This is a genomic window from Formosa sp. F44 (assembly GCF_056238645.1).
In genome coordinates, this window is sequence record NZ_JBWDLJ010000002.1 from 980,211 (window position 1) to 1,007,005 (window position 26,795).

At 33.1% G+C, this 26,795-nt stretch carries 35 protein-coding genes; 26 read left to right on the top strand and 9 right to left on the bottom strand.

The window, feature by feature from the left end; genetic code table 11:
• The 24 genes from rplE to AC0UBM_RS09375 all read left to right on the top strand — a co-directional run bounded on the left by rplE (nucleotide 1) and on the right by AC0UBM_RS09375 (nucleotide 17,476).
• Entirely contained in the window at nucleotides 1-552 is a 552-nt protein-coding gene (gene rplE / locus AC0UBM_RS09260; protein WP_038527310.1) for a 50S ribosomal protein L5, read from the top strand.
• Nucleotides 553-555: 3 nt separating this feature from the next.
• The gene (gene rpsN, locus AC0UBM_RS09265; RefSeq protein ID WP_038527313.1) at nucleotides 556-825 is read left to right on the top strand and encodes a 30S ribosomal protein S14; all 270 of its coding nucleotides are present in this window, start codon (nucleotides 556-558) and stop codon (nucleotides 823-825) included.
• Nucleotides 826-891: 66 nt separating this feature from the next.
• On the top strand, nucleotides 892-1,290 hold the full coding sequence (gene rpsH, locus AC0UBM_RS09270) for a 30S ribosomal protein S8 (protein ID WP_414036131.1): 399 nt from the start codon (nucleotides 892-894) through the stop codon (nucleotides 1,288-1,290).
• A gap of 17 nt (nucleotides 1,291-1,307) precedes the next feature.
• Nucleotides 1,308-1,850 carry a 50S ribosomal protein L6 gene (gene rplF, locus AC0UBM_RS09275; protein ID WP_475688428.1) on the top strand — a complete coding sequence of 181 codons (543 nt, stop codon included), beginning with the start codon at nucleotides 1,308-1,310 and terminating at the stop codon, nucleotides 1,848-1,850.
• Nucleotides 1,851-1,863: 13 nt separating this feature from the next.
• On the top strand, nucleotides 1,864-2,220 hold the full coding sequence (gene rplR / locus AC0UBM_RS09280) for a 50S ribosomal protein L18 (protein ID WP_414036129.1): 357 nt from the start codon (nucleotides 1,864-1,866) through the stop codon (nucleotides 2,218-2,220).
• Nucleotides 2,221-2,226: 6 nt separating this feature from the next.
• Nucleotides 2,227-2,751 carry a 30S ribosomal protein S5 gene (gene rpsE, locus AC0UBM_RS09285; protein ID WP_382384047.1) on the top strand — a complete coding sequence of 175 codons (525 nt, stop codon included), beginning with the start codon at nucleotides 2,227-2,229 and terminating at the stop codon, nucleotides 2,749-2,751.
• 11 nt (nucleotides 2,752-2,762) lie between these two features.
• Nucleotides 2,763-2,942: a 50S ribosomal protein L30 gene (gene rpmD, locus AC0UBM_RS09290; protein WP_414036128.1), complete on the top strand. Its 180-nt coding sequence runs from the start codon at nucleotides 2,763-2,765 to the stop codon at nucleotides 2,940-2,942.
• Nucleotides 2,943-2,956: 14 nt separating this feature from the next.
• The gene (gene rplO / locus AC0UBM_RS09295; protein ID WP_414036127.1) at nucleotides 2,957-3,409 is read left to right on the top strand and encodes a 50S ribosomal protein L15; all 453 of its coding nucleotides are present in this window, start codon (nucleotides 2,957-2,959) and stop codon (nucleotides 3,407-3,409) included.
• 14 nt (nucleotides 3,410-3,423) lie between these two features.
• The gene (gene secY / locus AC0UBM_RS09300; protein ID WP_475688429.1) at nucleotides 3,424-4,767 is read left to right on the top strand and encodes a preprotein translocase subunit SecY; all 1,344 of its coding nucleotides are present in this window, start codon (nucleotides 3,424-3,426) and stop codon (nucleotides 4,765-4,767) included.
• Between the two features lie 11 nt (nucleotides 4,768-4,778).
• Complete coding sequence (gene infA, locus AC0UBM_RS09305; protein ID WP_007094967.1) at nucleotides 4,779-4,994, top strand: translation initiation factor IF-1; 216 nt, start codon at nucleotides 4,779-4,781, stop codon at nucleotides 4,992-4,994.
• Nucleotides 4,995-4,998: 4 nt separating this feature from the next.
• Nucleotides 4,999-5,115, top strand: coding sequence for a type B 50S ribosomal protein L36 (ykgO, locus tag AC0UBM_RS09310; protein WP_013305171.1), 117 nt, complete (start codon nucleotides 4,999-5,001; stop codon nucleotides 5,113-5,115).
• A gap of 2 nt (nucleotides 5,116-5,117) precedes the next feature.
• A complete protein-coding gene (gene rpsM, locus AC0UBM_RS09315; protein ID WP_057783938.1) occupies nucleotides 5,118-5,492 on the top strand; it encodes a 30S ribosomal protein S13 in 375 nt (124 codons plus the stop codon).
• A gap of 98 nt (nucleotides 5,493-5,590) precedes the next feature.
• Nucleotides 5,591-5,983, top strand: coding sequence for a 30S ribosomal protein S11 (rpsK, locus tag AC0UBM_RS09320; protein WP_382384039.1), 393 nt, complete (start codon nucleotides 5,591-5,593; stop codon nucleotides 5,981-5,983).
• Between the two features lie 180 nt (nucleotides 5,984-6,163).
• The gene (gene rpsD / locus AC0UBM_RS09325; RefSeq protein ID WP_414036125.1) at nucleotides 6,164-6,769 is read left to right on the top strand and encodes a 30S ribosomal protein S4; all 606 of its coding nucleotides are present in this window, start codon (nucleotides 6,164-6,166) and stop codon (nucleotides 6,767-6,769) included.
• A 95-nt stretch (nucleotides 6,770-6,864) separates the two neighbouring features.
• The gene (locus AC0UBM_RS09330) at nucleotides 6,865-7,857 is read left to right on the top strand and encodes a DNA-directed RNA polymerase subunit alpha (RefSeq protein WP_414036124.1); all 993 of its coding nucleotides are present in this window, start codon (nucleotides 6,865-6,867) and stop codon (nucleotides 7,855-7,857) included.
• A gap of 58 nt (nucleotides 7,858-7,915) precedes the next feature.
• Nucleotides 7,916-8,392, top strand: a complete 477-nt coding sequence (gene rplQ / locus AC0UBM_RS09335; RefSeq protein ID WP_414036123.1) for a 50S ribosomal protein L17 — start codon at nucleotides 7,916-7,918, stop codon at nucleotides 8,390-8,392.
• A gap of 79 nt (nucleotides 8,393-8,471) precedes the next feature.
• On the top strand, nucleotides 8,472-9,140 hold the full coding sequence (locus AC0UBM_RS09340) for a hypothetical protein (protein WP_475688430.1): 669 nt from the start codon (nucleotides 8,472-8,474) through the stop codon (nucleotides 9,138-9,140).
• A gap of 32 nt (nucleotides 9,141-9,172) precedes the next feature.
• Entirely contained in the window at nucleotides 9,173-10,276 is a 1,104-nt protein-coding gene (gene carA / locus AC0UBM_RS09345; RefSeq protein ID WP_475688431.1) for a glutamine-hydrolyzing carbamoyl-phosphate synthase small subunit, read from the top strand.
• 167 nt (nucleotides 10,277-10,443) lie between these two features.
• Entirely contained in the window at nucleotides 10,444-11,733 is a 1,290-nt protein-coding gene (gene eno / locus AC0UBM_RS09350; RefSeq protein WP_475688432.1) for a phosphopyruvate hydratase, read from the top strand.
• A 178-nt stretch (nucleotides 11,734-11,911) separates the two neighbouring features.
• Complete coding sequence (locus AC0UBM_RS09355; RefSeq protein WP_414036119.1) at nucleotides 11,912-13,198, top strand: citrate synthase; 1,287 nt, start codon at nucleotides 11,912-11,914, stop codon at nucleotides 13,196-13,198.
• A gap of 96 nt (nucleotides 13,199-13,294) precedes the next feature.
• Nucleotides 13,295-14,209 carry a dimethylarginine dimethylaminohydrolase family protein gene (locus AC0UBM_RS09360; RefSeq protein ID WP_475688433.1) on the top strand — a complete coding sequence of 305 codons (915 nt, stop codon included), beginning with the start codon at nucleotides 13,295-13,297 and terminating at the stop codon, nucleotides 14,207-14,209.
• A gap of 78 nt (nucleotides 14,210-14,287) precedes the next feature.
• A complete protein-coding gene (locus AC0UBM_RS09365; RefSeq protein ID WP_434037722.1) occupies nucleotides 14,288-14,881 on the top strand; it encodes a SprT-like domain-containing protein in 594 nt (197 codons plus the stop codon).
• Between the two features lie 12 nt (nucleotides 14,882-14,893).
• On the top strand, nucleotides 14,894-15,973 hold the full coding sequence (locus tag AC0UBM_RS09370) for a mannose-1-phosphate guanylyltransferase (RefSeq protein WP_434037723.1): 1,080 nt from the start codon (nucleotides 14,894-14,896) through the stop codon (nucleotides 15,971-15,973).
• Nucleotides 15,974-15,976: 3 nt separating this feature from the next.
• On the top strand, nucleotides 15,977-17,476 hold the full coding sequence (locus tag AC0UBM_RS09375; RefSeq protein WP_414036115.1) for a DUF389 domain-containing protein: 1,500 nt from the start codon (nucleotides 15,977-15,979) through the stop codon (nucleotides 17,474-17,476).
• Here the strand turns inward: AC0UBM_RS09375 and AC0UBM_RS09380 are convergent.
• Together AC0UBM_RS09380 and AC0UBM_RS09385 are read right to left on the bottom strand one after the other, a co-directional pair.
• Nucleotides 17,473-18,240: an ABC transporter ATP-binding protein gene (locus AC0UBM_RS09380; protein WP_414036114.1), complete on the bottom strand. Its 768-nt coding sequence runs from the start codon at nucleotides 18,238-18,240 to the stop codon at nucleotides 17,473-17,475. The two genes, AC0UBM_RS09375 and AC0UBM_RS09380, sit on opposite strands and share 4 nt — an antisense overlap.
• Nucleotides 18,240-18,977, bottom strand: coding sequence for an MlaE family ABC transporter permease (locus AC0UBM_RS09385; protein ID WP_414036113.1), 738 nt, complete (start codon nucleotides 18,975-18,977; stop codon nucleotides 18,240-18,242). The genes AC0UBM_RS09380 and AC0UBM_RS09385 overlap by 1 nt, the downstream gene beginning before the upstream one ends.
• A gap of 112 nt (nucleotides 18,978-19,089) precedes the next feature.
• Between AC0UBM_RS09385 and pafA the strand changes: the two genes are divergently transcribed.
• Nucleotides 19,090-20,748, top strand: coding sequence for an alkaline phosphatase PafA (gene pafA / locus AC0UBM_RS09390; RefSeq protein WP_475688434.1), 1,659 nt, complete (start codon nucleotides 19,090-19,092; stop codon nucleotides 20,746-20,748).
• A gap of 50 nt (nucleotides 20,749-20,798) precedes the next feature.
• On the opposite strand, the gene AC0UBM_RS09395 is transcribed toward pafA, so the two are convergent.
• From AC0UBM_RS09395 to rsfS, 6 genes are all read right to left on the bottom strand, one after another.
• Nucleotides 20,799-21,065, bottom strand: coding sequence for an acyl-CoA-binding protein (locus tag AC0UBM_RS09395; protein WP_414036111.1), 267 nt, complete (start codon nucleotides 21,063-21,065; stop codon nucleotides 20,799-20,801).
• 1 nt (nucleotide 21,066) lies between these two features.
• Nucleotides 21,067-21,717, bottom strand: coding sequence for a phosphatidylserine decarboxylase family protein (locus AC0UBM_RS09400; RefSeq protein WP_475688435.1), 651 nt, complete (start codon nucleotides 21,715-21,717; stop codon nucleotides 21,067-21,069).
• The gene (locus AC0UBM_RS09405; RefSeq protein WP_475688437.1) at nucleotides 21,707-22,528 is read right to left on the bottom strand and encodes a phosphatidate cytidylyltransferase; all 822 of its coding nucleotides are present in this window, start codon (nucleotides 22,526-22,528) and stop codon (nucleotides 21,707-21,709) included. The genes AC0UBM_RS09400 and AC0UBM_RS09405 overlap by 11 nt, the downstream gene beginning before the upstream one ends.
• 1 nt (nucleotide 22,529) lies before the next feature.
• Nucleotides 22,530-23,141, bottom strand: a complete 612-nt coding sequence (locus AC0UBM_RS09410) for an LUD domain-containing protein (RefSeq protein WP_382384007.1) — start codon at nucleotides 23,139-23,141, stop codon at nucleotides 22,530-22,532.
• Nucleotides 23,142-23,258: 117 nt separating this feature from the next.
• Nucleotides 23,259-25,196: an ATP-dependent zinc metalloprotease FtsH gene (ftsH, locus tag AC0UBM_RS09415; RefSeq protein WP_414036108.1), complete on the bottom strand. Its 1,938-nt coding sequence runs from the start codon at nucleotides 25,194-25,196 to the stop codon at nucleotides 23,259-23,261.
• Nucleotides 25,197-25,205: 9 nt separating this feature from the next.
• Nucleotides 25,206-25,577: a ribosome silencing factor gene (rsfS, locus tag AC0UBM_RS09420; RefSeq protein ID WP_414036107.1), complete on the bottom strand. Its 372-nt coding sequence runs from the start codon at nucleotides 25,575-25,577 to the stop codon at nucleotides 25,206-25,208.
• Nucleotides 25,578-25,671: 94 nt separating this feature from the next.
• Here rsfS and AC0UBM_RS09425 point away from each other — a divergent pair, with 94 nt between their 5' ends.
• Nucleotides 25,672-26,403: a biotin--[acetyl-CoA-carboxylase] ligase gene (locus tag AC0UBM_RS09425; RefSeq protein ID WP_475688438.1), complete on the top strand. Its 732-nt coding sequence runs from the start codon at nucleotides 25,672-25,674 to the stop codon at nucleotides 26,401-26,403.
• On the opposite strand, the gene AC0UBM_RS09430 is transcribed toward AC0UBM_RS09425, so the two are convergent.
• Nucleotides 26,400-26,795, bottom strand: coding sequence for an SRPBCC family protein (locus AC0UBM_RS09430; RefSeq protein ID WP_414036105.1), 396 nt, complete (start codon nucleotides 26,793-26,795; stop codon nucleotides 26,400-26,402). The genes AC0UBM_RS09425 and AC0UBM_RS09430 overlap by 4 nt on opposite strands.

The window sequence follows — 26,795 nt, forward strand, 5'->3', positions numbered from 1 at the left end:
ATGGCATATTCACCGAGACTTAAAGAAGAGTATAAAAGCAAAGTAATTGCTGCTCTTACAGAAGAATTTGGATATAAGAATGTTATGCAAGTTCCAAAATTATCTAAGATAGTAATATCTAAAGGTGTTGGAGCGGCTGTTGCAGACAAGAAGTTAGTAGACTACGCTGTAGAAGAACTAACAACTATTTCTGGACAAAGAGCTATAGCAACTATATCTAAAAAAGATGTTGCATCTTTCAAATTACGTAAAGGAATGCCAATTGGTGCGAAAGTTACGTTAAGAGGAGAAAGAATGTACGAATTTTTAGACCGTTTAGTGACTTCAGCCTTACCACGTGTAAGAGATTTTGGCGGAATTAAAGCAACAGGATTTGACGGAAGAGGTAATTATAACCTTGGAATTACAGAACAAATTATTTTTCCAGAAATTGACATTGATAAAGTGAACAAAATTTCAGGAATGGATATTACTTTTGTAACTTCTGCCGAAACTGATAAAGAAGCAAAATCATTATTAACTGAACTAGGTTTACCTTTTCAAAAGAACTAAGATATGGCTAAAGAATCAATGAAAGCCCGTGAGGTTAAAAGAGCAAAAACAGTAGCAAAATATGCTGAGAAACGTAAAGCTTTAAAAGAAGCTGGAGATTACGAAGCATTACAAAAGTTACCTAAAAACGCTTCTCCTGTACGTATGCATAATAGATGTAAACTTACAGGTAGACCTAAAGGATATATGCGTACATTTGGTATCTCTCGTGTAACATTCAGAGAGATGGCAAATAACGGCCTTATACCAGGTGTAAGAAAAGCAAGCTGGTAAAATTTAATTTTTAATTGGTTTAAGGTTCAACGTAGTGTTGAAAACCAAAACCGCAATTTAATACATATGTATACAGATCCAATAGCGGATTATCTAACAAGAATTAGAAATGCTGTGCGTGCTAACCACAGAGTGGTTGAGATACCAGCTTCTAACTTGAAAAAAGAAATCACAAAAATATTATTCGACCAAGGATATATTTTAAGTTACAAATTCGATGATTCTTCAGTACAAGGAACTATTAAAATAGCTCTTAAGTACAACAAAGAAACAAAAGAACCTGTAATTAAAAAGATTCAAAGAATCAGTAAACCAGGTTTACGTAAGTACGCAAGTTCAACGGAACTACCTAGAATTTTAAATGGTCTTGGTATTGCTATCGTGTCTACTTCTCACGGAGTAATGACAGGAAAACAAGCCAAAGCAGAAAATGTAGGTGGTGAAGTATTATGTTACGTTTACTAATTTAAAGACTATAAGAAATGTCAAGAATAGGTAATAACCCAGTTGCGATTCCAGAAGGAATTTCAGTTGATATTAACGAAAATATTGTAACAGTAAAAGGAAAATTAGGAGAGTTATCTCAGGAATTTTCTGATATTGCAATAAAAGTTGAAGATGGAAACGTTATAGTTGAGCGTTCTTCTGATAAAAAAGAAGAAAAATCTAAACACGGTCTTTACAGATCTTTAGTCAATAACATGATCGAAGGTGTAAGTAAAGGATGGACTAAAGAATTAGAATTAGTTGGTGTTGGATATAGAGCTAGTAATCAAGGAAACAAACTTGATTTAGCATTAGGATTTTCTCACAATATTGTATTAGACATTGCTCCAGAAGTAAAAGTTGAAACAGTATCTGAGAAAGGTAAAAACCCTATAATTAAACTAACTTCTCATGACAAGCAACTTGTTGGACAAGTCGCTGCTAAGATTAGAGATTTTAGAAGACCTGAACCATACAAAGGAAAAGGTATTAAGTTTGTAGGAGAAATATTAAGAAGAAAAGCAGGTAAATCAGCTTAATAATTTATAAGTTATGGCGTTAACAAAAAACGAAAGACGATTAAGAATTAAGAGCAGAGTTCGTAAAGTAGTTTCTGGAACAGGAACTAGACCGAGATTATCTGTTTTTAGAAGTAATAAAGAAATTTATGCTCAAGTAGTAGATGATGTAACTGGTAAAACTATCAGTGCAGCATCTTCAAGAGATAAAGACATTAGTGCTGCAAAAGGATCTAAAGCAGAAATTGCTACTCTAGTAGGAAAATCTGTAGCTGAAAAAGCTTTAAAAGCAGGTGTAGACACTATCTCTTTTGATAGAGGTGGATATTTATACCATGGTAGAGTAAAATCATTAGCTGAAGGAGCTAGAGAAGCAGGACTTAAATTCTAAGAAATTATGTATCAAAAATACAAAAGCGCAGAGCTAGTAAAACCAAGTGGATTAGATCTTAAAGATCGTTTAGTTGGTGTACAGAGAGTTACAAAAGTAACTAAAGGTGGTAGAGCATTTGGTTTTTCAGCAATCGTTGTGGTTGGTGATGAAGCAGGTGTTGTAGGTCACGGTTTAGGAAAGTCTAAAGATGTTGCAAGTGCTATTGCTAAGGCGATAGAGGATGCAAAGAAAAATTTAGTTCGTATTCCAATTATAAAATCTACTTTACCACACGAACAGAAAGGTAAATTTGGTGGAGCAAGAGTAAACATCATTCCTGCAGCTCCTGGTACAGGGGTAATCGCTGGTGGAGCTGTGAGAACAGTTTTAGAAGCAGTTGGAATACACGATGTTTTATCTAAATCTCAAGGATCATCAAACCCTCATAACGTTGTTAAAGCAACTTTCGATGCATTACTTCAATTAAGAAGTGCTAAGAAAATTGCTAAAGATAGAGGCGTTTCATTAGAAAAAGTTTTTAAAGGTTAATAGCGATAGAGATGGGAAAGATTAAAGTAACGAAAGTTAAAAGCGCAATTAAACGTACACAAAGACAAAAAAGAACTTTAGAAGCTCTTGGTCTTAAACGTATTGGGCAAGTCGTAGAGCATGAAAACACACCAAATATTCTTGGTATGGTTGCTAAAGTTGAACACTTAGTTTCTGTACAAGAAGCTTAATAATAAACTGAGAAATGGATTTAAGTAAATTAAAACCTGCAGAAGGTTCAGTTAAAAATCAAGGAAAAAGAATAGGTCGTGGACAAGGTTCTGGTAAAGGTGGTACCGCTACACGTGGTCACAAAGGAGCTAAATCTCGTTCTGGTTATTCTAGGAAACTTGGATTTGAAGGAGGGCAAATGCCACTTCAAAGACGTGTGCCTAAATTTGGTTTTACTAATATTAACCGTGTAGAGTATCAAGGTGTAAACTTAGATACATTACAACAGTTAGTTGATGAAAAGAAAATTAACGACACAGTAAATTTAGACTCATTAATGTCTATAGGTGTAACTGGAAAGAATGATCTAGTTAAAATCTTAGGTAGAGGAGAACTAAAAGCAAAATTAAAAGTAACTGCTCATAAATTTACTGCTTCAGCAAAAGCTGCTATTGAAGCGGCAGGAGGAGAAGCTGTAACTTTATAATCACGTAACAGAGCATGAAATTTATAGAAACGTTAAAGAATGTTTGGAAAATTGAGGAACTAAGAAATAGAATCATCTTAACGGTGGGTCTATTATTAGTTTATCGATTTGGTGCACAAGTAGTTTTACCAGGTATTGATGCCGCACAATTAGAAACCTTACAAAGTAATACAGATTCTGGATTATTAGGTTTACTAAACGCATTTACAGGTGGAGCTTTCGCTAATGCATCAATATTCGCCTTAGGTATTATGCCTTACATTTCTGCTTCTATTGTAGTGCAATTAATGGGAATAGCAATTCCTTACTTGCAAAAATTACAAAAAGAAGGTGCAAGTGGGCAAAAGAAAATTAATCAAATCACGCGTTGGTTAACAATTGCGATCTGTTTGGTGCAAGCACCAGGATATTTGGCAAGTTTACCTAGTTTAGGTATTCCACAAAGTGCGTTCTTATTAGGACAAGGTGGATTATTCTATTTTTCTTCTATAGTTATCTTAGTTACAGGTTGTATCTTTGCTATGTGGTTAGGAGAAAAGATTACAGATAAAGGTATTGGTAATGGTATTTCACTTTTAATTATGGTGGGTATTATTGCACGTATGCCATTGTCTTTCTTCCAAAACGCAGCCTCTCGTTTAGAAGGGAATAACGTTATGTTAATTCTTATCGAGTTAGTGTTGTGGTTTGCAATTATCTTTGCATCTATTATGCTTATTATGGCAGTTAGAAAAATTGCTGTTCAATATGCAAGACGTACTGCTTCCGGAGGATATGAGAAAAACATTATGGGATCTAGACAATATATTCCATTAAAACTTAACGCTTCTGGAGTAATGCCAATCATTTTTGCTCAAGCTATTATGTTTGTACCAGGTTTAATAGGAGGAACTTCTATGATGAAGGATTCTGCTGCTGGACAATGGTTACAATCACAATTTTCTGATATATTCGGATTTTGGTATAACTTATTATTTGCATTCTTAATTATCATATTCACGTATTTTTATACTGCGATTACTGTTCCTACGAATAAGATGGCAGACGATTTAAAACGTAGTGGTGGTTTTATTCCAGGAATTCGTCCAGGATCAGAAACATCTGAGTATTTAGATAAAATTATGTCTCAAATAACATTACCAGGTTCTATTTTCTTAGCACTTATTGCTGTATTTCCAGCGATAGTTGTAAAGTTAATGAACGTACAATCGGGATGGGCTTTATTTTTTGGTGGTACATCGCTATTAATTTTGGTAGGAGTTGCAATTGACACGATGCAACAAGTAAATTCTTACTTGTTGAATAGACACTATGATGGCTTGATGAAAACTGGTAAAAATAGAAAAGCAGTAGCTTAATATATTATACAATGGCAAAACAAGCAGCAATAGAACAAGACGGAACAATTATTGAAGCATTATCTAATGCAATGTTTCGTGTTGAGTTGGAGAATGGTCACATTGTGACTGCTCACATATCTGGTAAAATGCGTATGCATTACATTAAATTGTTACCAGGTGATAAAGTAAAATTAGAAATGAGTCCTTACGATTTAACTAAGGCTAGAATAACTTATAGATACTAATACGATGAAAGTAAGAGCATCAGTTAAAAAAAGAAGTGCAGATTGTAAAATCGTGCGTAGAAAAGGTAGACTTTACGTAATTAACAAAAAGAATCCTAGATTCAAACAAAGACAAGGGTAGTTATGGCAAGAATTGCAGGTGTAGACATACCAAAACAGAAAAGAGGAGTGATCTCTTTAACTTATATCTATGGTATAGGTAGTACTAGATCACAGCAAATTTTAGCAGAAGCTAAAGTTGACGAAAACACAAAAGTTCAAGACTGGACAGATGATGAAATAGGGGCTATTCGTGAAGCTGTTTCTAAGTTCACAATTGAAGGTGAATTACGTTCTGAAACTCAATTAAGCATTAAGCGATTAATGGATATTGGATGTTACAGAGGTATTCGTCATAGAGCGGGTCTTCCTTTAAGAGGACAACGTACTAAGAACAACTCTAGAACTAGAAAAGGTAGAAGAAAAACTGTTGCTAACAAGAAGAAAGCAACTAAATAATTAAAAGTCATTAGTATTTAGTAGTTAGATGAATCTGTTCGAAATCGAAAGGTTTAGGATTCTATCACTAACAACTAACAACTAGAAACTAAAATAATATGGCAAAGTCAAATACAAAAAGTACTAAAAAACGTAAAGTTATAGTAGATGCTGTAGGAGAAGCTCACGTTACTGCTTCTTTTAACAACATTATTATTTCTCTTACCAACAAAAAAGGAGACGTTATTTCTTGGTCTTCTGCTGGTAAAATGGGATTTAGAGGATCTAAAAAGAACACACCTTACGCAGCGCAATTAGCTGCAGAGGATGCTGTAGCTGTTGCTCAAGAGGCAGGTCTAAAAAAAGTAAAAGTTTATGTTAAAGGACCAGGTAATGGTAGAGAATCTGCTATCCGTTCTATTCATAATGCAGGTGTAGAAGTAACAGAAATTATTGATGTTACTCCATTACCACATAATGGATGTCGTCCTCCAAAACGTAGAAGAGTATAATTTTACATCAAATATTAAAAAAAATTAATATCAGCTATTTTACAGTTGGTATTAATTTTTTTATATGTAAATTTGCACACTTTAAAAAAATAATTTAACAAGTATAACAAAGAGATTAACGATTATCGAAGGATAAGATTAAGACCTTAATTCATAATCACTCTTTAAAATCAATTTATTATGGCAAGATATACTGGTCCTAAAACTAAAATAGCTCGTAAGTTTGGTGAAGCTATTTTTGGAGATGACAAATCTTTCGAAAAAAGAAATTATCCTCCAGGTCAACACGGAGCTAACAAGCGTCGTGGAAAAAAATCTGAATACGCTATCCAATTAATGGAAAAGCAAAAGGCAAAATATACTTACGGTATATTAGAACGTCAATTTAGAGGTTTATTCAAAAAAGCAACTGCTTCACAAGGTATTACTGGTGAGGTATTATTACAATTATGTGAATCTAGATTAGATAACGTTGTTTACAGAATGGGGCTTGCTCCTTCTAGAAGCGGTGCTAGACAATTAGTATCTCACAGACATATTACTGTAAATGGTGAGTTGGTAAACATTCCTTCTTATAATTTAAAAGCAGGAGATGTTGTTGCTGTAAGAGAAAAATCAAAATCACTTGAAACTATAGAGAAATCTTTATCAAATTCAAGTCAAGTTTTCGAATGGATTACTTGGAATAACGAAACTAAGCAAGGAACTTATGTTTCTGTACCAGCTAGAATTCAGATTCCAGAAAACATTAACGAGCAGTTCATCGTCGAACTATATTCTAAATAATAAATAACAAATATTGGTATTTGGCCAAAGGGTTTATTCGTGTTTCTTCAAACTTATAAACCGCGCAACTAAATAACAATTAAAACGAAGAAAATATGGCAGTATTTAATTTTCAGAAGCCCGATAAAGTAATCATGATCGATTCTACCGATTTTCACGGTAAATTCGAATTTAGACCTTTAGAACCTGGTTATGGATTAACAGTTGGAAATGCTTTAAGAAGAGTTTTACTTTCTTCTTTAGAAGGGTTTGCAATTACATCAGTAAGAATAGAAGGTGTAGATCATGAGTTTTCAACAATACCTGGTGTTGTAGAAGATGTTACAGAAATAATTTTAAATTTAAAACAAGTACGTTTTAAAAGACAAATAGAAGATGTAGATAACGAATCTGTTTCTATTTCTATTTCTGGGCAAGACCAAATCACGGCTGGCGATTTCCAAAAATATATTTCTGGTTTCCAAGTTTTAAATTCAGATTTAGTGATCTGTAATTTAGATCCTAAGGTTACTGTTAATATGGAAATTACTATTGAAAAAGGAAGAGGTTATGTTCCTGCAGAAGAAAATAAAAAAGCTACTGCACCAATTGGAACTATCTTTGTAGATTCTATATATACGCCTATAAAAAATGTTAAGTATAGTATCGAGAATTACCGTGTAGAGCAAAAGACTGATTACGAAAAGTTAGTTTTCGAAATTGAATCTGATGGTTCTATCACGCCTCAAGATGCTTTAACTGAAGCTGCAAAAACGCTTATTCACCACTTCATGTTATTCTCTGATGAGCGTATCACATTAGAAGCTGATGAAATTGCACAAACTGAAACTTATGATGAAGAATCTCTTCACATGAGACAGTTGCTTAAAACTAAACTTGTAGACATGGATCTTTCTGTTCGTGCTCTTAATTGTTTAAAAGCAGCAGAAGTTGATACGTTAGGTGATCTTGTATCATTTAATAAAAACGACTTAATGAAGTTCCGTAACTTCGGTAAAAAATCTTTAACAGAGCTTGAAGAGCTTGTAAATGTAAAAGGTTTAAACTTTGGTATGGACTTATCAAAATACAAATTAGATAAAGATTAATTAATCATATTTTGCTCCTCGATCACGAGTTTGGTAGCAAGATGATAACACAAATGTCATGAGACACGGGAAAAAAGTAAATCACTTAGGTAGACAAACAGCACATAGAAAAGCTATGCTTGCTAATATGGCTTGTTCTTTAATAGAGCACAAACGTATTAACACTACTGTTGCTAAAGCGAAAGCTTTAAAACAATTTTTTGAACCTTTAGTAACTAAGTCTAAAGCAGATACAACACACAACAGACGTATTGTATTTAGTAAATTAAGACAAAAGGAAGCTGTTACTGAATTATTCAGAGAAGTAGCTACTAAAGTAGGTGATAGACCAGGAGGATACACTCGTATTATTAAACTTGGTAATCGTTTAGGAGATAACGCTGATATGGCAATGATAGAATTAGTTGATTACAACGAAATCTACAATGCTGGAAAAGTTGAGAAGAAAACTACACGTAGAAGTAGAAGAGGTGGTTCTAAGCCAGCTGCTGCACCTGCTGTAGATACTACAAAAGATTCTAGCGAAGAAGAATAAATGTTAAAAGCATTATATAAATAAAAAGAGGCTACCCTATTAAGGGCGGCCTTTTTTTTTATATTTGTGTCAAAAAATTATGAAGTATTTATTACTATTTTTAATAAATGGTTTTGTTCGTACCACAATTAGTGCTTTACCTATTACTGCAGGGGCAACTATTGCAACATATAATGTAAATAAAGGTTCTGATATAAAAGGATTTATTTATTTATATGACAATTGGAATAACAGTGGTAAAATCTTCTTTACAAATAATGCTACGGCATATAGCTTGCCAACTTCAAATTTCAATATTCAATCTCGACGAGTTGAAATGAAGTATGCTAAAGATTCGTTATTTGTTATTAATTCTGCTAACATAGATAAAATCATTATCCGCGATAAAACATTTAAATTATGTAAAGATCCGGATTATAAGCGTGATGCTTTGTTTGAAGAAGTGTTTTCTTCGGAAGATGTTTTGTTAGTAAAAAAATATAAACTTGCTGTTAACGAAGGACAAGTTAATCATATGACTGGTCGTAAACTTAGTCCAGATAAGTATATTAAAAAAGAGATATATTATATTTCTAAAGATCCGGAAAAACAGGATTTTAATGAGGTTAATTTTAATAAAAAATTATTATATAGCTTAGTCGAAAAGGATAATCAGGATAAAGTAAAAGCTTTTTATAAAGAAAGGAACTTATCTTATAAAGATGAAAACGATTTAAAAATGCTTCTTAATTATTCTAAGTCTTTATAAATTTTAATCAATTTTGTAACGTATTTTAAAAAATGAAATATCAAAAAAGGAATAAAGCGGTAGTATTATTAGCCGATGGTACTATTTTTCATGGTAAAGTTGTGGGAAATAGAGAAGGTACCGCATTTGGAGAAGTTTGTTTTAATACTGGTATGACAGGGTATCAAGAAATCTTTACAGACCCGTCGTATTTTGGTCAGTTAATGGTCGCTACTAATGCTCATATTGGTAACTATGGAACTGAAAAAAATGAAATTGAATCTGAAGGGATAAAAATTTCAGGATTAATATGTAAAAATTTTAGCTACAATTATTCTAGAGATTTAGCAGATTTAAGTTTAGAAGATTTTTTAAACCAAAATAATTTATTAGCTGTATCAGATATAGATACGCGTGCTTTGGTTAGTTACATTAGAGATAATGGTGCTATGAATGCTGTTATTTCTACAGATGTAGATAATATTGAGGGGCTTAAAAAGCAATTAAAGGATATTCCAGAAATGAATGGACTTGAATTGGCCTCAAAGGTATCTACTAAAGAACCATATTTTGTAGGTGATGAAAATGCGGAAATTAAAATATCGGCCTTAGATTTAGGGATTAAAAAGAACATCTTACGTAATTTAGCTAAGCGTGGTGCTTACATTAAAGTATTTCCTTATAATTCTACTTTCCAAGATTTAAGTGCTTTTAATCCTGATGGATATTTCTTGTCTAACGGTCCCGGAGATCCGGAACCATTAACATCTGCACAAGAGGTTGCTAAAGAAATTATAAAGAGAGATTTACCTGTGTTTGGTATATGTCTAGGTCATCAGGTTATTGCCTTGGCTAATGGCGTGTCTACATATAAAATGCACAATGGGCATCGCGGTATTAATCATCCTGTTAAAAATTTAATTACAGGAAAAGGAGAAATCACATCTCAAAATCACGGTTTTGCAGTGAATAGAGAAGAAGTCGAAGCGCATCCAGACCTAGAAGTTACACATGTGCATCTAAACGATAATACTGTTGCAGGTTTAAAAATGAAAAATAAGAATTGTTTTTCTGTTCAATATCACCCAGAAGCAAGTCCAGGGCCTAATGATGCCGAATATTTGTTTGATCAATTTATAGAGAATATCAAGAAATAAATACTAAAAACCTCAAAAAAAGCTTGCTTTATTTGAGGTTTTTTTGTTACGAAAACAATGTAGTAATATTATAAGATAAATATACCTTTATTTCTTAAAATGTAGACTTACAATTTTGTAATTTAGTGTTTTATAACAAAAAAATTAACTTTTTAAATACTAATACGATGAGTAGAATTATCAAGATTCATGCAAGACAAATTTTAGATTCCCGTGGAAATCCAACAGTTGAAGTAGATGTAGAAACAGAAATTGGAGCATTTGGAAGAGCAGCAGTTCCTTCAGGAGCCTCTACAGGAGAGCATGAAGCAGTAGAATTGAGAGATGGTGGAGATTCTTATATGGGAAAAGGAGTGTCTAAAGCTGTTGATAATGTAAACAGTATTATAGCTGAAGAATTATTAGGAATGTCTGTTTATGATCAAAATCAAATTGATCAAATCATGATAGATTTAGATGGAACAGCTAACAAATCAAAATTAGGGGCTAACGCAATTTTAGGGGTGTCTTTAGCAGTAGCTAAGGCCGCAGCTTTCGAATTAGGAGTGCCTTTATATCGTTATGTAGGTGGTGTTTCTGCAAATACATTACCAGTACCTATGATGAACATCATTAATGGTGGTTCTCATAGTGATGCACCTATTGCATTTCAAGAATTTATGATCATGCCTGTTAAAGCTAAAAACTTTACACATGCCATGCAAATGGGAACAGAGATATTCCATAACCTTAAGAAAGTGTTACACGATAGAGGTTTAAGTACTGCTGTAGGTGACGAAGGAGGATTTGCTCCAACTTTAGAAGGCGGAACAGAGGATGCTTTAGATTCTATCAAATTGGCTGTTGAAAAAGCAGGTTACTCTTTTGGTGATGAAATTATGGTTGCTTTAGACTGTGCTGCGGCAGAATTCTTTGTGGATGGTAAATACGACTATACTAAATTTGAAGGTGAAACTGGAAAAATTAGAACGAGTGAAGAACAAGCTGAATATTTAGCTGAATTATCTGCTAAATACCCAATTATCTCAATTGAAGATGGAATGGATGAAAACGACTGGGAAGGTTGGAAATTACTTACTGAAAAAATTGGAGACCGTGTACAATTAGTTGGAGACGATTTATTTGTAACTAACGTAGAGCGTTTATCTCGTGGTATTGAAGAAGGTATTGCAAACTCTATTTTAATTAAAGTAAATCAAATTGGATCTTTAACAGAAACTATCGCAGCTGTAAATATGGCTAAAAATGCGGGTTATACTTCTGTAATGTCTCACCGTTCTGGAGAAACTGAAGATAACACTATCGCCGATTTAGCAGTAGCTTTAAACTGTGGTCAGATTAAAACGGGTTCTGCTTCTAGAAGTGACCGTATGGCTAAATACAATCAATTATTACGTATTGAAGAAGAACTAGGAGGTGTAGCTTATTACCCACAAGGGAAAGCGTTCAAATTCTAATACATTTTTTTAAATATATTCTAAAAACGATTATTTCTTGAAATAATCGTTTTTTGTTATTTATATATTTACGGATTAATTAATTATTGATATTGGATTTTTATTAATAATTAGTAATAGATTTTGTATTTTAGCGCGAATCAAGAAAAAAAACAAAAAAAAACATAAGTATATTAATATGTCAAAACAAGCCACAATTGAAATCGATGGGGAAAAATACGAATTTCCTTTAGTAACAGGAACTGAAAATGAAGTCGCAATCGATATAACTGCCTTAAGAACCGCTACAAAAGGTGTAATAACATTAGATTCAGGTTTTAAAAATACTGGGTCTTGTGAAAGTGCTATTACCTTTTTAGATGGTGAAAAAGGAATTTTAAGATATCGTGGTTATTCTATAGAAGAACTTGCTCAAAAAGTAGACTTCTTAGAAGTTACTTATCTATTAATCTTTGGAGAATTACCTACTAAAGCACAGAACGATAAGTTTCATGATGATATTAAAGCACAATCTGCAGTCGATGAAGATATTAAAAAGATATTAGATGCTTTTCCTAGAACAGCACACCCAATGGGGATTATCTCTTCATTAACAAGTGCATTAACTGCATTTAACCCTTCTTCTGTGAATGTAAATTCAGAAGAAGATATGTATAAAGCCATCGTTAAGATCTTAGGTAAAATGCCTGTTTTAGTAGCGTGGACTATGCGTAAAAAACAAGGTCTTCCATTAGATTATGGAGACGACGAATTAGGATACGTAGAGAATATTCTTAAAATGATGTTTTCTAGACCAAGTACCAAATACGTACAAAATCAAGTCTTAGTAGACGCTTTAGATAAATTATTAATTTTACATGCAGATCACGAACAAAACTGTTCTACATCTACGGTAAGAATAGTTGGTTCTGCTCACGCAGGCTTATTTGCTTCAATTTCTGCAGGTATTTCTGCATTATGGGGACCTCTTCATGGTGGAGCTAACCAAGCTGTATTAGAAATGCTTCAAGCTATAGAAGCTGATGGTGGAGACACTAAAAAATATATGGCTAAGGCAAAAGATAAAAATGATCCATTTAGATTAATGGGATTCGGACACCGTGTTTATAAGAATTTTGACCCTAGAGCCAAAATCATTAAGAAAGCGGCAGACGATGTGTTAGAAGCTTTAGGTATCGAAGATCCAATTTTAGCGATAGCTAAAGGCTTAGAGAAAGAAGCTTTAGAAGATCAATATTTCGTGGATAGAAAATTATATCCAAACGTAGATTTCTACTCTGGTATTATTTACAGAGCAATGAATATTCCTCAAGAAATGTTCACAGTTATGTTTGCAATCGGACGTTTACCAGGTTGGATTGCACAATGGAGAGAAATGCGTTTAAGAAAAGAACCAATAGGTCGTCCTCGTCAATTATATATTGGTGAAACATTAAGACCTTTTATTGAAGTAGAAAATCGTTAGTAAATAACGAGTTTATAATCAAATGTCATTTTGAATAATTCTAAAGCATAATTATGTTTTATAAATGTTCGGAATGACATTTTTATTTAAAAAGATATGTTGTCATTAAATGTAAAAAATGAAACGTCTCGGTTACGTACCGTGGTATTAGGAACCGCTATTTCTAACGGACCTATACCTTTATTAGATGAAGCCTACGACCCAAAGTCTATTGAACATATTAAAGCAGGAACTTATCCGGTAGAAGCCGATATGGTTAAGGAAATGGAAGCCGTTGCTGCCATTTTTAAAAAATATAATGTAAATGTATTTCGGCCTAAATTAATAGAAGATTACAATCAGATTTTTGCTAGAGATATTGCATTTGTAATAGATAATAAATTTATAAAAGCAAATATTCTTCCCGATCGTGAGCAGGAATTAGAGGCGCTTCAAGACGTAATTAATCTAATTAATCCAGATCATATTATTACACCTCCAGAAGATGTTCACATAGAAGGAGGGGACGTCATGCTTTTTAATGATCATATTTTTATCGGAACTTATAAAGGAGACGATTATGCAAATCATATTACCGCACGTACCAATCTTGAAGGTGTGCAATTTATAAAAGAGCTCTTTCCTAATAAAATTGTTAAAGAATTCGACCTAGTAAAATCTAAAACTGAGGCTAGGGATAATGCATTACATTTAGATTGTTGTTTTCAGCCAGTGGGTAAAGATAAAGGTATAATCTACAAGGAAGGGTTTAGAGATGAATCTGATTATTTATATTTAGTAGATGTATTTGGTGAATCTAATCTATTTCATATTTCCAGAGATGAAATGTATAACATGAATAGTAATATATTTTCTATCGATGAGAATGTAGTGATTTCGGAAGTTAAATTCGTTAGATTAAACACTTGGTTACGCGCTCAAGGTATAACTGTAGAAGAAGTGCCATATGCAGAAATTTCGAAGCAAGAAGGGCTATTACGCTGTTCTACTATGCCTTTAATTAGGGACTAAGAACAATTTATTTAGTTTAGAAGCTTAAAGATATATTAATATTGGTTTTTCATTAGTTTCATTTACATTTGTTGTATAATGCATAACACACTTCAAGGCTATATACCAGAACATTCAATTCCTCAAGTAATGGAATTATTGGCCCATGATAAACTCGATTTTATTGTAAAATCAGAACGTAAGACGAGACATGGGGATTACAGAAAACTAAAAAATGGGAGACATCTAATTACAGTTAATTCTAATTTAAATCCGTATCGGTTTTTAATGACCTTAATTCATGAAATTGCTCATTTTGAAGCGTTCAAAAATTACGGTCCGTTTATTAAACCACATGGTAAAGAATGGAAACTTACCTTTCAGCATTTAATGCTTCCTTTTTTAAATCCAAAGGTTTTTCCTGTAGAATTGTTACCTTTATTAGCAAATCATTTTAAAAACCCGAAGGCAACGAGTGACACAGATCATCATTTATCTTTAGCTTTAAAACAATTTGATGATAATTCAGATAAAACTTATATTTTTGAAGCTCCAGATGGTAGTGTATTCAAAATCCATAACGGAAGGCAATTCAAGAAAGGAAATAGACGTGTTAAACGTTTTGAATGTGTGGAAATTAAAACGGGTAAAACATATTTGTTTAACCCAAATGTTGAAATAGAACTTATTTAATACCAAGTAAGCATGAATAAAAATAATTATGCCATTATTATGGCAGGCGGCGTAGGCTCAAGATTTTGGCCAATAAGTAAAAATAGTTTCCCTAAACAATTTCACGATATGTTAGGAACGGGAGATACGCTAATCCAGAAAACATTTCACCGTTTAGCAAAATTTATTCCTAAACAAAATATTTATATTCTTACGAATGCCGACTATAACGATCTTGTTTTAGAACAGCTTCCAGAAGTGTCTCAAGAGCAAGTGGTTTTAGAACCAGCGATGAGAAACACAGGACCTTGTATTTTATATGCAGCCTTAAAAATTCAGAAACAGAATCCAGATGCTTTAATGTTAGTTGCGCCTAGTGACCATTGGATCGAAGATGAAGATGCATTTGCAAAAAACGTAATCACAGCCTTTGATTTTTGTCAGGAAAAAGATGCGCTAATGACCTTAGGTATTGAACCTACATTCCCAAACACAGGATACGGATATATCGAATACGATACAGAAACCGAGAATGTTGTAAAGCAAGTCAAGCAATTTAGAGAAAAACCAGATTACGAAACAGCAAAATCCTTTATTAAGCAAGGTAATTTTGTTTGGAATGCTGGTATTTTTATGTGGAGTGTGGCTAGTGTTGTAAAGGCTTTTAAATCTAATCAGCCAGAATTATTTCAATTATTCGAAAACGGAATTCCATCTTATAACACAGCATCGGAATCTGATTTTATATTGGAAAACTATGAGAAAGCAGAAAATATCTCTGTGGATTATGCCATTATGGAAGGGGCCAAAAATGTATATGTTTTGTCTGCCGAATTCGATTGGAACGATTTAGGGACTTGGGGTAGTTTATACGATAAGTTAGATAAGGATGCCGATAATAATGCCGTTGTAAATGCTAGAACATTAGTAAAAGATGCAAGTGGTAATATGATTAGAACTAAGGACGATAAAATTGTTGTTGTTGAAGGTTTAAATGACTATATTATAATAGATAAAGATGATGTTCTTCTTATTTATCCTAAGGAAAAAGAACAAGATATAAAGCAATTGCGTAATAAAGTTAAAGACGTATTTGGAGATGAATACTGTTAATGTATGAGTGAAAATAAATTTAATTTTGAAGAGGATGAAGCTGACAAAGTGAAAGCTTCAGCACAAAAATCTACTGTAGAAAATTCTAAGGAAGGTATTAAGAAAGACGCGAAAGGCCTATTTGAAAACCTTAGAAATTTCTTATCAGAACTTTTAGATTTTAGACAGGATACAGATCAACAAGCAACTATAGATGCTATTAAAGGAGATATTCCTTTTAAGGGCGCTACGGCTTGGATTTTGATTTGTTCTATCTTTGTGGCCTCTATCGGATTAAATGCCAATTCTACAGCAGTTGTTATTGGTGCCATGTTAATCTCGCCCTTAATGGGGCCTATTTTAGGTATTGGATTATCGGTTGCTATTAACGATATCGATACGCTTAGAAAATCCTTAATCAATTTTGGGGTTATGATTCTTTTAAGTGTATTAACTGCATTTTTATTTTATAAATTTTTTCCTTTACAAGAGGAATCTTTAGAGCTGTTAGCCCGAACAAAACCCGATATTCGAGACGTGCTTATTGCCTTTTTTGGTGGAGCAGCTTTAATTATAGCGCGAACTAAAAAAGGAACGATTGCATCTGTAATTTTTGGTGTGGCGATTGCCACAGCCTTAATGCCGCCTTTATGTACGGTAGGATACGGTTTAGCCGTTGCCTTCGACGATTTCTCAAAGGGAATTGGTTATGCTTCGGGAGCCTTTTACTTGTTCATAATAAATACTATTTTTATTGCACTGGCAACGTTTATCGCACTTAAGATTTTACGTTTCCCAATGATTAAATACGTTAATTCTAAGAAAAGAAAACGTATTTCTCAATTGGCTTCCGTTTTAGCTATTGTTGCTATGATTCCTGCAATGTGGACATTTGTAGATGTTTTAAAAGAAAGTAATTTTAATAGAGAAGCGCAGTTATATTTAGATCGAGAATTAAGAGGATTGCCTCAATACGAGTATATTAAAAAGAATGTAGTTTACAAATATTCTAACGGTAAAGATGGTTCTAGTTTTGAATTTAATACCTACGGATTAGGGTATATCCCGGTAGAAACTATCGAATTATTAAAAGCGAGATTAGCAGACTATCCATCACTACAAAATGCGCATTTCGAATTCAATCAAAACAGTTCTAACGTAGACAATGTAAAGTATATGGAGCAATTGCGTTATCGCGACTCTTTAGATTTACTTTCTCAAACGCAAAAAATCGCATTTTTAGAAAAAAAGGTAGGGCAGTTACAGTATTTAGAAGACAATACCATACCGTTTGAAAGTATATTAAAAGAAGTTCAAATTAACTATGACAACTTAATCTCATTTAGTTATGCGCCTGTAATTACTTCAAATTTTGAAAAAATTGATACCGTACCCATATTTGGTGTACGTTGGAAAAAAGGCATAAAGGAAGAGTCCGTTGCCAAAGATCAAGATAAACTAGAGCGTTGGTTAAAATATAAATTAAGATTAGACACTTTAGTTATCGAAAGAGCAAAACATTAATTGTTTTCTTCGATATACATTTTACGGACCTTCTTAAATAGTTCAGACGAATAAACAAAGTCGGTTACGGCTTCATTGTCCGTTCTAAATATAGTTTCATTAGAACCTTCCCAGGCTTTTAATCCATCTTTTAGAAATATAATTTTTTCACCAATTTCCATTACCGAATTCATATCGTGAGTATTAATTACCGTGGTAATGTCGTATTCGTCTGTAATTTCTTGGATAAGATTATCTATAACAATGGCTGTTTTTGGATCTAATCCAGAGTTAGGTTCGTCGCAAAATAAATATTTAGGTTTATTTACTATAGCACGTGCTATAGCAACACGTTTCTGCATACCTCCAGAGGCTTCAGACGGAAGTTTGTTGTGTGCGCCTTCTAGATTAACACGTTTTAAAACAAAGTTAACACGGTCGTCCATTTCGCTGTTACTTTGTTTTGTGAACATTTGTAACGGGAATTTAACGTTTTCGGCTATCGTCATAGAATCGAATAAAGCACTACCTTGAAACACCATCCCTATTTCGGCTCTGATTTCTCGTTTTTCTTCATCAGATAATTTTGAAAAAATGCGACCTTCGTAAGCAATACTACCAGACTCATAATTAAATAGGCCTAGAAGACATTTTAAAAACACTGTTTTACCAGAACCACTTTGTCCGATAATAAGGTTTGTTTTGCCTTTTTCAAACGTCGTACTAATTCCTTTTAAAATATGAGAATCTCCAAAGGATTTCTGTAAATCTTTAACTTCAATCATTAGCTTAATAAGATTTGTGTTAATATAAAATTCAACGTTATTATGGCAACACTGGTCCAAACAAACGATACTGTACTTGCTTTACCAACATCTAAAGCTCCACCTTTCATATAAAAACCATGATATGCAGGAATGGTTGCTAATAAAAATGCAAAGCCTATAGTTTTAATAAAAGCATAGGCAATATGGTAAGGAATAAAATCTTCTTGTAAACCAATAATGTAGTCGTTAATAGATGCGAAATTTCCGAAGGCACATGCGGCTAATCCACCTACAATTCCTAAAAACATAGAAATTGAAATTACAAAAGGATAAAGCATTAATGCAACCAGTTTAGGAAATACTAAATAGTTAAGCGCATTTATACCCATAACTTCTAAAGCATCTATTTGCTCGGTTACTCGCATGGTACCAATACTAGACGTGATAAAAGACCCAACTTTTCCGGCCATAATTATAGAAATAAAGGTAGGTGCAAACTCTAAAATTACAGATTGCCTCGTTGCAAAACCAATTAGGGATTTTGGTATTAAGGGATTATCCATATTTAAAGCGGTTTGTATAGTAACTACACTTCCCACAAAAAAGGAAATGAAAGCCACTATACCTAAAGATCCAATAATTAAATCATCGATATCTTTAAGCATGAGCTTTTTCATAACCGACCATTTCGTCGGTTTCTTGAAAATCTCAATAATCATTATGGCGTAAGCGCCAATACTGTGCAGATAACTCATAGAATATTTTGTAAGTGCTAAAGTAAATAAATACTCTAACTTATTTAATGATTATTTAAGTTAAGAAAGATTTTAAAATCTTAATTTTGTTTTTATAAATAAAATAATGTTAATGAAAAATTCAATTTTACTTTTTACAGCTTGTTTGCTTTATGTTGCAGGCTTCGCTCAAAAAGCTCAAGACACTGAGTCTTCAAAAATCTACGTAAAACCAAAGTTAGTGGTTGGTATCGTAGTAGACCAAATGCGTTACGATTATTTAACTCGATTTTATAATAAATATGGCGACGGTGGTTTTAAGCGCATGATGGATGAAGGTTTTAACTGTAAGAATAATCACTTTAATTATATTCCAACCTATACAGCACCAGGACATGCTTCTGTTTATACAGGTACCACTCCTGCTAATCATGGTATTATAGGTAATAATTGGTACGATAAAGAAAATAAAAGTAGTGTTTATTGTGCGGGTGATGAAAATGTAACTCCTGTAGGAACAGAAGATGCGGCAGGGAAAATGTCTCCGAGTCGTATGCTTACAACCACATTTGCAGATGAAAATAGATTATTCACTCAAATGGAAGGTAAAACTATCGGAATCTCTATTAAAGATAGAGGAGCCATTTTACCAGCAGGTCACACCGCAAATGCAGCGTATTGGTTTCATGGTAAAGACGAAGGTGTTTTTATCTCGAGCACCTATTATCAAGAAGAATTACCTAAATGGGTAACAAAATTTAATTCATCTAAGACTGCAAAATCGTATTTAAAGGATTGGAACACGCTTTACAATATTAAAAATTATACAGAAAGCGGTAGCGATCTAAATGAATTTGAAGGTGGTTTTAAAGGTAAAGAAACTGCAACTTTTCCATATGATTTAAAAAAACTTAGCAAAACTAATGGAGGTTTTGATATTATTAAAGCAACACCTTACGGTAATAGTATAGTAGCAGATTTCGCTATAGCAGCAATTAAAGGAGAAGACTTAGGTAAGGATGATGTAACCGATGTTTTAACAGTTAGTTTTTCTTCTACAGATTATGTTGGACATAACTTTGGAGTGAATTCGAAAGAAGTAGAAGATACTTACTTACGTTTAGATCAAGATTTAGAGCGGTTGTTTAAGATTTTGGATAGTTATGTTGGTAAAGGTGAATATACCGTATTTTTAACAGCCGATCACGGTGCTGTAGATGTACCTTCTTATTTACATTCTCATAATGTACCAGCAGGATACTTTGGTAAGGATGAATTTAAAGACAACCTGAATAGTTTTATGGCTAAAAAATATGGAGCTTCAGATTTAGTCGAAAACATTAGTAATAACCAGATTTTTTTAAATCGCGAAAAAGTATATCAGTTAAACTTAAATTTAGGAAGTGTACAGCAGGAGATTGCTAACAAACTAATGACTCTTAAAGATGTTTATGTGGCTTATCCTGCAACCGAAATTGGCAATGGAGGATACACAGATGGGGTACAGCGTTTATTTAAAAACGGATATAATCAGAAGCGATCTGGAGATGTGCTTTACCAATATAATCCAGCAGTAATCTCTTATAGTAAGACAGGTTCTACACACGGTTCTGGTTTAAACTATGATACACATGTTCCGTTATTATTCTTCGGAAAAGGAATTAAGCATGGAAGTACTTTGCAAAAAACAGAAATTATAGATATTGCTCCAACCATTTCAGGAATGTTGGGAATAAGCTTTCCTAATGGAGCTACAGGGCAACCTTTAGAATTTGTTTTAGATAACAAATAAATATAGCATTTAAAGCTTATAAATTTTATATGGAAAGTAGTTCTTAGGAGCTACTTTCTGTATAAAAAATAATTATTTACAAGATCAATGTAAATGCGTTTCGCTTCGTCTTGTGTAATATCTTTAACTTGGAATAATGCATTCGTCTTAAATGCATTTATAATGGGTTTCCCCGAGCTAGGCCGTCCATAGTCGTTTGTTGCCTTTTTATAATAGGCATACAAGCGCAAAAGAAAATCGGCTGGAAAAGGTCCCGGAAGATTATTGATGCGTTCTACGGCATCTCTAAAGTCAATATCTAATTCTTCAGAAGTCATATTATAATTCTGCTATAATACTTTCCCCACCTTTAACTTTCTGGTTAAGGCTAACATTAATTTTTGTTCCAAGGGGTAAAAATAAATCTACTCTAGATCCGAATTTTATAAATCCAGAATCGCTAGTTTGAACAGCAACATCGCCCACTTTAGCGTAGTTTACAATACGTTTCGCTAATGCTCCTGCAATTTGGCGGTGTAATACTTTTACGTGCTTGTTATTTTCTACAACTACAGTCGTGCGTTCGTTTTCTTCACTCGCTTTTGGGTGCCAAGCAACTAAAAATTTGCCAGGGTGGTATTTACTAAATATAACTTTTCCTCCAATAGGATATCGTGTAACATGTACATTTAAAGGCGACATAAATACACTTACTTGTAGTCGTTTTTCATTGAAATATTCCTTTTCGAAAACTTCTTCAATAACTACCACTTTACCATCTACAGGAGATAATACTTGATCTTCGCTAAGAATTCCATTTCGTTTAGGATTTCTAAAGAATTGTAAGATAAGAATTAAGAAGATTAAAAGCGTAAAAAACAAAATGTATCGCAACCATAAGATGGATACTAAATTATCGACGATTAAAAACGAAATAACCACTGCTATAAAAGTGATTAAAATAATTTTGAAACCTTCCTTATGAAACATAATCTATAAGTCTTAAAAATAAATAAATGAATGGTGCTGCAAAAATAATGCTGTCTAATCGGTCCATTAATCCGCCATGTCCTGGCATTATAACACCGCTATCTTTCACATTAACTTGGCGTTTAAACTTAGATTCTACTAAGTCGCCTAATGTTCCAAAAACACTTACAATAATAGCTAAAATAAGCCATTGTGTAAAGTTTAATGAGTGGGTAAAGGTAGCAATAAAATAGCTAGCAATACAAGCAAAAAATAGACCGCCAATAAAGCCTTCTACAGTTTTCTTAGGCGATATTTTTTCGAATAATTTTTGCCTCCCAAAATTCTTCCCAACTAAAAAGGCAAACGTATCGTTTACCCATACTAAGATAAAGGATCCGAGAAGGATGCTTGGGTTATATTCATTACCAAATCTTGCTATTAATAGAAAGAAAATAAATGAACTAGAAAGGTAAAAACTGGTTAAAAGGAAACGTTTAAATTTATATACCGGAATCCCTTTTTTTGAAAATAAATCTTTTATAAGAAATAAATTGACAAAGATTGAGAGTACTAGTAGTATTTGTGTAGCTTCATGAAAGCCTTTTAATTCTGGAGAAAACATATGCCAATATCCGAAACCAAAATAGATCAAGATAAATATGCCAAAAGGATAAAAAGCATGAAATTCTATTAGCTTTTTAAATTCAGCTATAGAAATAATTCCGAAAACAAAAAACAGTACCGCTAATGCGTGTTCGTTGTATAAGGATCCAATAAGTAATACTATATATATCAGACCAAATATAGCTCTAGTAACAATTTCTTTCATGTTAGAGGTCTTCTAAAAGAAGCAAATAAAGATTTTTTGAATTACTTCCGTAGGTCATGAAGTTTTTTTCCTCAACCGATTTGAAATGTTTTATGGTAGTGATATTGGTAGGGATGCGTTGCGTATTTTTAGATTTAATACCACGTAATCCTTCTCCAATACTGGCCACAATCTGACTTGTTGTTGCGAATACTATAAAGTTGTCAGGCAAGTCTACCAATTTCTTTTCCGCGATTTGTTTAGATGTAATTAACAAAGAACCATCGTCTGCAATTAAATTTTCACAACTTGTTAAAAAATAAGTTGCATCTGTATCGTTAGGTTTGGCTAAATTTAAACTAGAAGAGCCAAAACGTTTTTTTAATTCGTTATCTAGAAAAAGAATCTTTTTGTCTTCCCAATTATTTTCTTCAATAATAAAATCTAAGGTTTGGAAAATTTCATCTAAATTTTCACAATACAAGAACTTACCACCATTAGATTTAAAGTTTATGGTAAACTTTTCGTCTATGGGTAAATTAATTTCAGGCATGTATTTGCCTCTTTCCTCAGATTGTATTTCCTCTTCTGATTTGTTTGATTTGGAACCAAAAAGTTTTCTAAATAGACTCATTAAGACTTTTGCTATTAATCTGTATTATTTCGGGGTTCTTCAAAGATAAAAAATCTTAAACTAACCTAACGATTAATTTAAGATTTTTCGTGTTATTAAGCTTTGGTACTTAATAATTTATTTATCTAAAAGGGGTTTTAATTCAGGATCGAAAGGACGTTTCCCAAATATTTTTTCAAGATTATCTTTAAAAATCACCTCTTTTTCTAAAAGAACATCAGCCAACTCAGTAAGTTTGTCTTTGTTATCTTCAAGAAGTTTTAAGGCTCTTTGGTATTGATTTTCAATGATATCCGAAATTTCCTTGTCTATAAGTTCTGCTGTTTTTTCACTATAAGGTTTTGTAAAACCATATTCGTTTTGTCCAGAAGAATCGTAATAGGTTAGGTTTCCTACTTTATCACTTAATCCGTAAACCGTAACCATAGCTCGCGCTTGTTTAGTTACTTTTTCTAGATCACTTAATGCTCCAGTAGAAATTCTATTAAATATTACCTTCTCTGCAGCACGACCTCCTAAAGCCGCACACATTTCGTCTAACATTTGTTCTGGTCTAACAATTAAGCGCTCTTCTGGTAAGTACCAAGCCGCACCTAATGAGCGTCCGCGTGGTACAATAGTTACTTTTACAAGTGGCGCTGCATGTTCTAACATCCAACTTACAGTAGCGTGACCAGCTTCATGATAAGCAATAGCTTTCTTTTCGCTAGGTGTAATTATCTTGTTTTTCTTTTCTAAACCACCAACAATACGGTCTACAGCATCTAAGAAATCTTGCTTGTCTACAGCCTTTTTACCTTGTCTTGCGGCAATTAAAGCTGCTTCGTTACATACGTTAGCTATATCTGCCCCAGAAAATCCTGGAGTTTGTTTTGCTAGGAAATCGGTATCTAGACTTTCAGATTTTTTGATTGGCTTTAAATGCACTTCAAAAATTTCTTCACGTTCTCTAATATCTGGTAAATCAACAAAAATTTGTCTGTCAAAACGACCAGCACGCATTAAAGCGCTATCTAAAACATCGGCTCTGTTAGTTGCAGCTAATACAATTACATTTGTATTAGTTCCGAAACCATCCATTTCTGTTAATAATTGGTTTAACGTGTTTTCTCTTTCGTCGTTAGAACCTGACATGTTATTTTTTCCTCTTGCACGTCCAATAGCATCAATTTCATCAATGAAAATAATTGCAGGGGATTTTTCTTTTGCTTGCTTGAATAAATCTCTTACACGAGATGCACCAACACCAACAAACATCTCTACGAAATCTGAACCAGATAGAGAGAAGAACGGTACTTTAGCTTCACCAGCAACGGCTTTAGCTAATAACGTTTTTCCTGTTCCTGGAGGTCCAACAAGTAAAGCACCTTTTGGGATTTTACCTCCTAAAGACGTATATTTTTCAGGATTTTTAAGGAAGTCTACAATCTCTTGAATTTCTTCTTTAGCACCTTCTAAACCAGCAACATCTTTAAACGATGTTTTTACATCTGTATTCTGATCGAATAATTTAGCTTTAGATTTTCCGATATTAAAGATTTGACCGCCAGCACCGCCACCAGCACCGCCAGACATTCTACGCATAATAAAGATCCAAACTCCTATTAAAAGGATAAAAGGAAGAATTCCAAGAAGGAAATCGCCCATTAAATTTTGTTCGGTTTTATAATTTACTGCTGTGTTTAAATCGAAATCTTGTATTGTAGAATTAACTTGATTTTCGAAATTTTGTAAATCTCCAAATTCAAAACTATAATTAGGTAATTTCGTTGCAGTAGGCAGTAACGTTGAAGGTTTAGAGTTTTTATGCTCTTCCTTTTGTAATGCTGCATCTGTAAGAAAAACTTCCGCTTTTCTTTTATTTACAATTTCTACAGTTTCTACATCTCCATTTTTCAGATATGTCATAAAATCTGATGGAGTCGTAGCTGTAGAGTCTTGTAAACTACTACTGCTAAAAATCTGAATTGCGATAAAAATTGCTATGATTGCTCCGTAAATCCAATATGGATTTAACTTAGGTTTCTTATTTGGAGTTTTTTTGTCGTTTGCCATTAAATATTATTAATAGTTAGTTTCAATTAAAGTTGTTTTTGCGTCACCCCAAAGGCTTTCAATGTCGTAATACTCGCGTATATGTTTCTGAAATACATGAACTACAACATTTACATAATCCATTAGTACCCATTCGGCATTATCTTGTCCTTCTACGTGCCAAGGTTTATCCTTTAGCTCTTTGCTCACTTTTTTCTGAACAGCATTTACAATAGCATTAACTTGAGTATTAGAACTACCTTCACACACTATAAAGTAGTCGCAAACCGTGTTTTCAATTTCACGTAAATCTAAAATACTTATTTCTTTTCCCTTAACATCTTCAATTCCACTTAGGATAGTGGAAATAAGTAGGTCTGAATTTGTGTTTTCTTTCGCCATTAATTTGATTTAATTTGTACAAAGTTATTATTTTTTAGTTCTTTATACTTTAAAAATTGCAGAAGTTTTCATCCTGCCTATATAAATATTACAAATGCCTATAATCAAACTTGATGCCATCGATTCTACAAATACGTATTTGAAGCAATTAAGTAGTTGTGAATTGTTGGAAGATTATACTGTTGTTGTTGCAAATACTCAAACTATGGGACGTGGCCAAATGGGAACGGTCTGGGAGTCTGAACCTGCTAAAAATCTTATGTTTAGTGTGTTTAAGGATGTTTCTTTTTTAGCTGTCGAGAAGCAATTTTACATTAGTATGGTCACCGCTGTTGCCATATATACGGCTTTTAAAAAGCTTATGTTGCCTAAAGTTCAGATTAAATGGCCTAACGACATATTGTCAGCCAACAAAAAAATATGTGGAGTGTTAATCGAAAATATAGTGACGCAAAGCGGATTAAGGGATAGTATTTTGGGAATTGGAGTAAATGTAAATCAAACCAATTTTAAAGGTTTACCCAAGGCATCTTCTATTGTAAATAAAACAGGACGCATTTTTCATTTGGACGAAGTGCTTCATCATATTCTTATCGAATTAAAAGAGTGTTTTGCTTGGCTAGAGTCGGGGCAATACGATAAAATTAAAGTAGAGTACGAAAGTGTGTTGTTTAAAAAAAATAAACCTTCGACATTTTTAGATGCAGAAGGTTTAATGTTTGGTGGATTTATCCTCGGTGTTACAGAATTTGGTAATTTAAAAGTGCTGTTAGAGGATGAAATTATAAAAGAGTTTGATTTAAAGGAATTAACCTTATTATATTAAACTGCTTGTGGCATTTTAGTGACTAGGGTTTCAATAAATTTCGAAATAGGGCCTTTAATCATCATGGCCATCATGGGATTAAAATCACCTTCAAATTTTAGTTGCACATCACTTTTACCATCTGTGGTTTCATTAATGTGACCAACTAAAGAAAAATCTATTTTTCCTCCTGCAGCACCTAGAACTATTTTATTTGGAGGAACGACTTCCTTCTTTTTTAGTACTATTTCAGGCATACCTTTTAAGGCAAATAAAAACTTATCGTTGTCTAATATTTCAAACTTACTAATGTTATCAGGCATTAGCTTTTCAAAGTTTTTAATATCTGATAGAAAATCGAATACCTCCTGAGACGATTTATCTATAGTTACTTTTGGAGATTCTAAATTCAT

What these genes read in the sequence shown, in the direction of transcription:
- rplE (WP_038527310.1), top strand. Translation starts at nt 1, where the DNA reads ATGGCATATTCACCGAGACTTAAAGAAGAGTATAAAAGCAAAGTAATT.
- rpsN (WP_038527313.1), top strand. Translation starts at nt 556, where the DNA reads ATGGCTAAAGAATCAATGAAAGCCCGTGAGGTTAAAAGAGCAAAAACA.
- rpsH (WP_414036131.1), top strand. Translation starts at nt 892, where the DNA reads ATGTATACAGATCCAATAGCGGATTATCTAACAAGAATTAGAAATGCT.
- rplF (WP_475688428.1), top strand. Translation starts at nt 1,308, where the DNA reads ATGTCAAGAATAGGTAATAACCCAGTTGCGATTCCAGAAGGAATTTCA.
- rplR (WP_414036129.1), top strand. Translation starts at nt 1,864, where the DNA reads ATGGCGTTAACAAAAAACGAAAGACGATTAAGAATTAAGAGCAGAGTT.
- rpsE (WP_382384047.1), top strand. Translation starts at nt 2,227, where the DNA reads ATGTATCAAAAATACAAAAGCGCAGAGCTAGTAAAACCAAGTGGATTA.
- rpmD (WP_414036128.1), top strand. Translation starts at nt 2,763, where the DNA reads ATGGGAAAGATTAAAGTAACGAAAGTTAAAAGCGCAATTAAACGTACA.
- rplO (WP_414036127.1), top strand. Translation starts at nt 2,957, where the DNA reads ATGGATTTAAGTAAATTAAAACCTGCAGAAGGTTCAGTTAAAAATCAA.
- secY (WP_475688429.1), top strand. Translation starts at nt 3,424, where the DNA reads ATGAAATTTATAGAAACGTTAAAGAATGTTTGGAAAATTGAGGAACTA.
- infA (WP_007094967.1), top strand. Translation starts at nt 4,779, where the DNA reads ATGGCAAAACAAGCAGCAATAGAACAAGACGGAACAATTATTGAAGCA.
- ykgO (WP_013305171.1), top strand. Translation starts at nt 4,999, where the DNA reads ATGAAAGTAAGAGCATCAGTTAAAAAAAGAAGTGCAGATTGTAAAATC.
- rpsM (WP_057783938.1), top strand. Translation starts at nt 5,118, where the DNA reads ATGGCAAGAATTGCAGGTGTAGACATACCAAAACAGAAAAGAGGAGTG.
- rpsK (WP_382384039.1), top strand. Translation starts at nt 5,591, where the DNA reads ATGGCAAAGTCAAATACAAAAAGTACTAAAAAACGTAAAGTTATAGTA.
- rpsD (WP_414036125.1), top strand. Translation starts at nt 6,164, where the DNA reads ATGGCAAGATATACTGGTCCTAAAACTAAAATAGCTCGTAAGTTTGGT.
- AC0UBM_RS09330 (WP_414036124.1), top strand. Translation starts at nt 6,865, where the DNA reads ATGGCAGTATTTAATTTTCAGAAGCCCGATAAAGTAATCATGATCGAT.
- rplQ (WP_414036123.1), top strand. Translation starts at nt 7,916, where the DNA reads ATGAGACACGGGAAAAAAGTAAATCACTTAGGTAGACAAACAGCACAT.
- AC0UBM_RS09340 (WP_475688430.1), top strand. Translation starts at nt 8,472, where the DNA reads ATGAAGTATTTATTACTATTTTTAATAAATGGTTTTGTTCGTACCACA.
- carA (WP_475688431.1), top strand. Translation starts at nt 9,173, where the DNA reads ATGAAATATCAAAAAAGGAATAAAGCGGTAGTATTATTAGCCGATGGT.
- eno (WP_475688432.1), top strand. Translation starts at nt 10,444, where the DNA reads ATGAGTAGAATTATCAAGATTCATGCAAGACAAATTTTAGATTCCCGT.
- AC0UBM_RS09355 (WP_414036119.1), top strand. Translation starts at nt 11,912, where the DNA reads ATGTCAAAACAAGCCACAATTGAAATCGATGGGGAAAAATACGAATTT.
- AC0UBM_RS09360 (WP_475688433.1), top strand. Translation starts at nt 13,295, where the DNA reads ATGTTGTCATTAAATGTAAAAAATGAAACGTCTCGGTTACGTACCGTG.
- AC0UBM_RS09365 (WP_434037722.1), top strand. Translation starts at nt 14,288, where the DNA reads ATGCATAACACACTTCAAGGCTATATACCAGAACATTCAATTCCTCAA.
- AC0UBM_RS09370 (WP_434037723.1), top strand. Translation starts at nt 14,894, where the DNA reads ATGAATAAAAATAATTATGCCATTATTATGGCAGGCGGCGTAGGCTCA.
- AC0UBM_RS09375 (WP_414036115.1), top strand. Translation starts at nt 15,977, where the DNA reads ATGAGTGAAAATAAATTTAATTTTGAAGAGGATGAAGCTGACAAAGTG.
- AC0UBM_RS09380 (WP_414036114.1), bottom strand. Translation starts at nt 18,240, where the DNA reads ATGATTGAAGTTAAAGATTTACAGAAATCCTTTGGAGATTCTCATATT.
- AC0UBM_RS09385 (WP_414036113.1), bottom strand. Translation starts at nt 18,977, where the DNA reads ATGAGTTATCTGCACAGTATTGGCGCTTACGCCATAATGATTATTGAG.
- pafA (WP_475688434.1), top strand. Translation starts at nt 19,090, where the DNA reads ATGAAAAATTCAATTTTACTTTTTACAGCTTGTTTGCTTTATGTTGCA.
- AC0UBM_RS09395 (WP_414036111.1), bottom strand. Translation starts at nt 21,065, where the DNA reads ATGACTTCTGAAGAATTAGATATTGACTTTAGAGATGCCGTAGAACGC.
- AC0UBM_RS09400 (WP_475688435.1), bottom strand. Translation starts at nt 21,717, where the DNA reads ATGTTTCATAAGGAAGGTTTCAAAATTATTTTAATCACTTTTATAGCA.
- AC0UBM_RS09405 (WP_475688437.1), bottom strand. Translation starts at nt 22,528, where the DNA reads ATGAAAGAAATTGTTACTAGAGCTATATTTGGTCTGATATATATAGTA.
- AC0UBM_RS09410 (WP_382384007.1), bottom strand. Translation starts at nt 23,141, where the DNA reads ATGAGTCTATTTAGAAAACTTTTTGGTTCCAAATCAAACAAATCAGAA.
- ftsH (WP_414036108.1), bottom strand. Translation starts at nt 25,196, where the DNA reads ATGGCAAACGACAAAAAAACTCCAAATAAGAAACCTAAGTTAAATCCA.
- rsfS (WP_414036107.1), bottom strand. Translation starts at nt 25,577, where the DNA reads ATGGCGAAAGAAAACACAAATTCAGACCTACTTATTTCCACTATCCTA.
- AC0UBM_RS09425 (WP_475688438.1), top strand. Translation starts at nt 25,672, where the DNA reads ATGCCTATAATCAAACTTGATGCCATCGATTCTACAAATACGTATTTG.
- AC0UBM_RS09430 (WP_414036105.1), bottom strand. Translation starts at nt 26,795, where the DNA reads ATGAATTTAGAATCTCCAAAAGTAACTATAGATAAATCGTCTCAGGAG.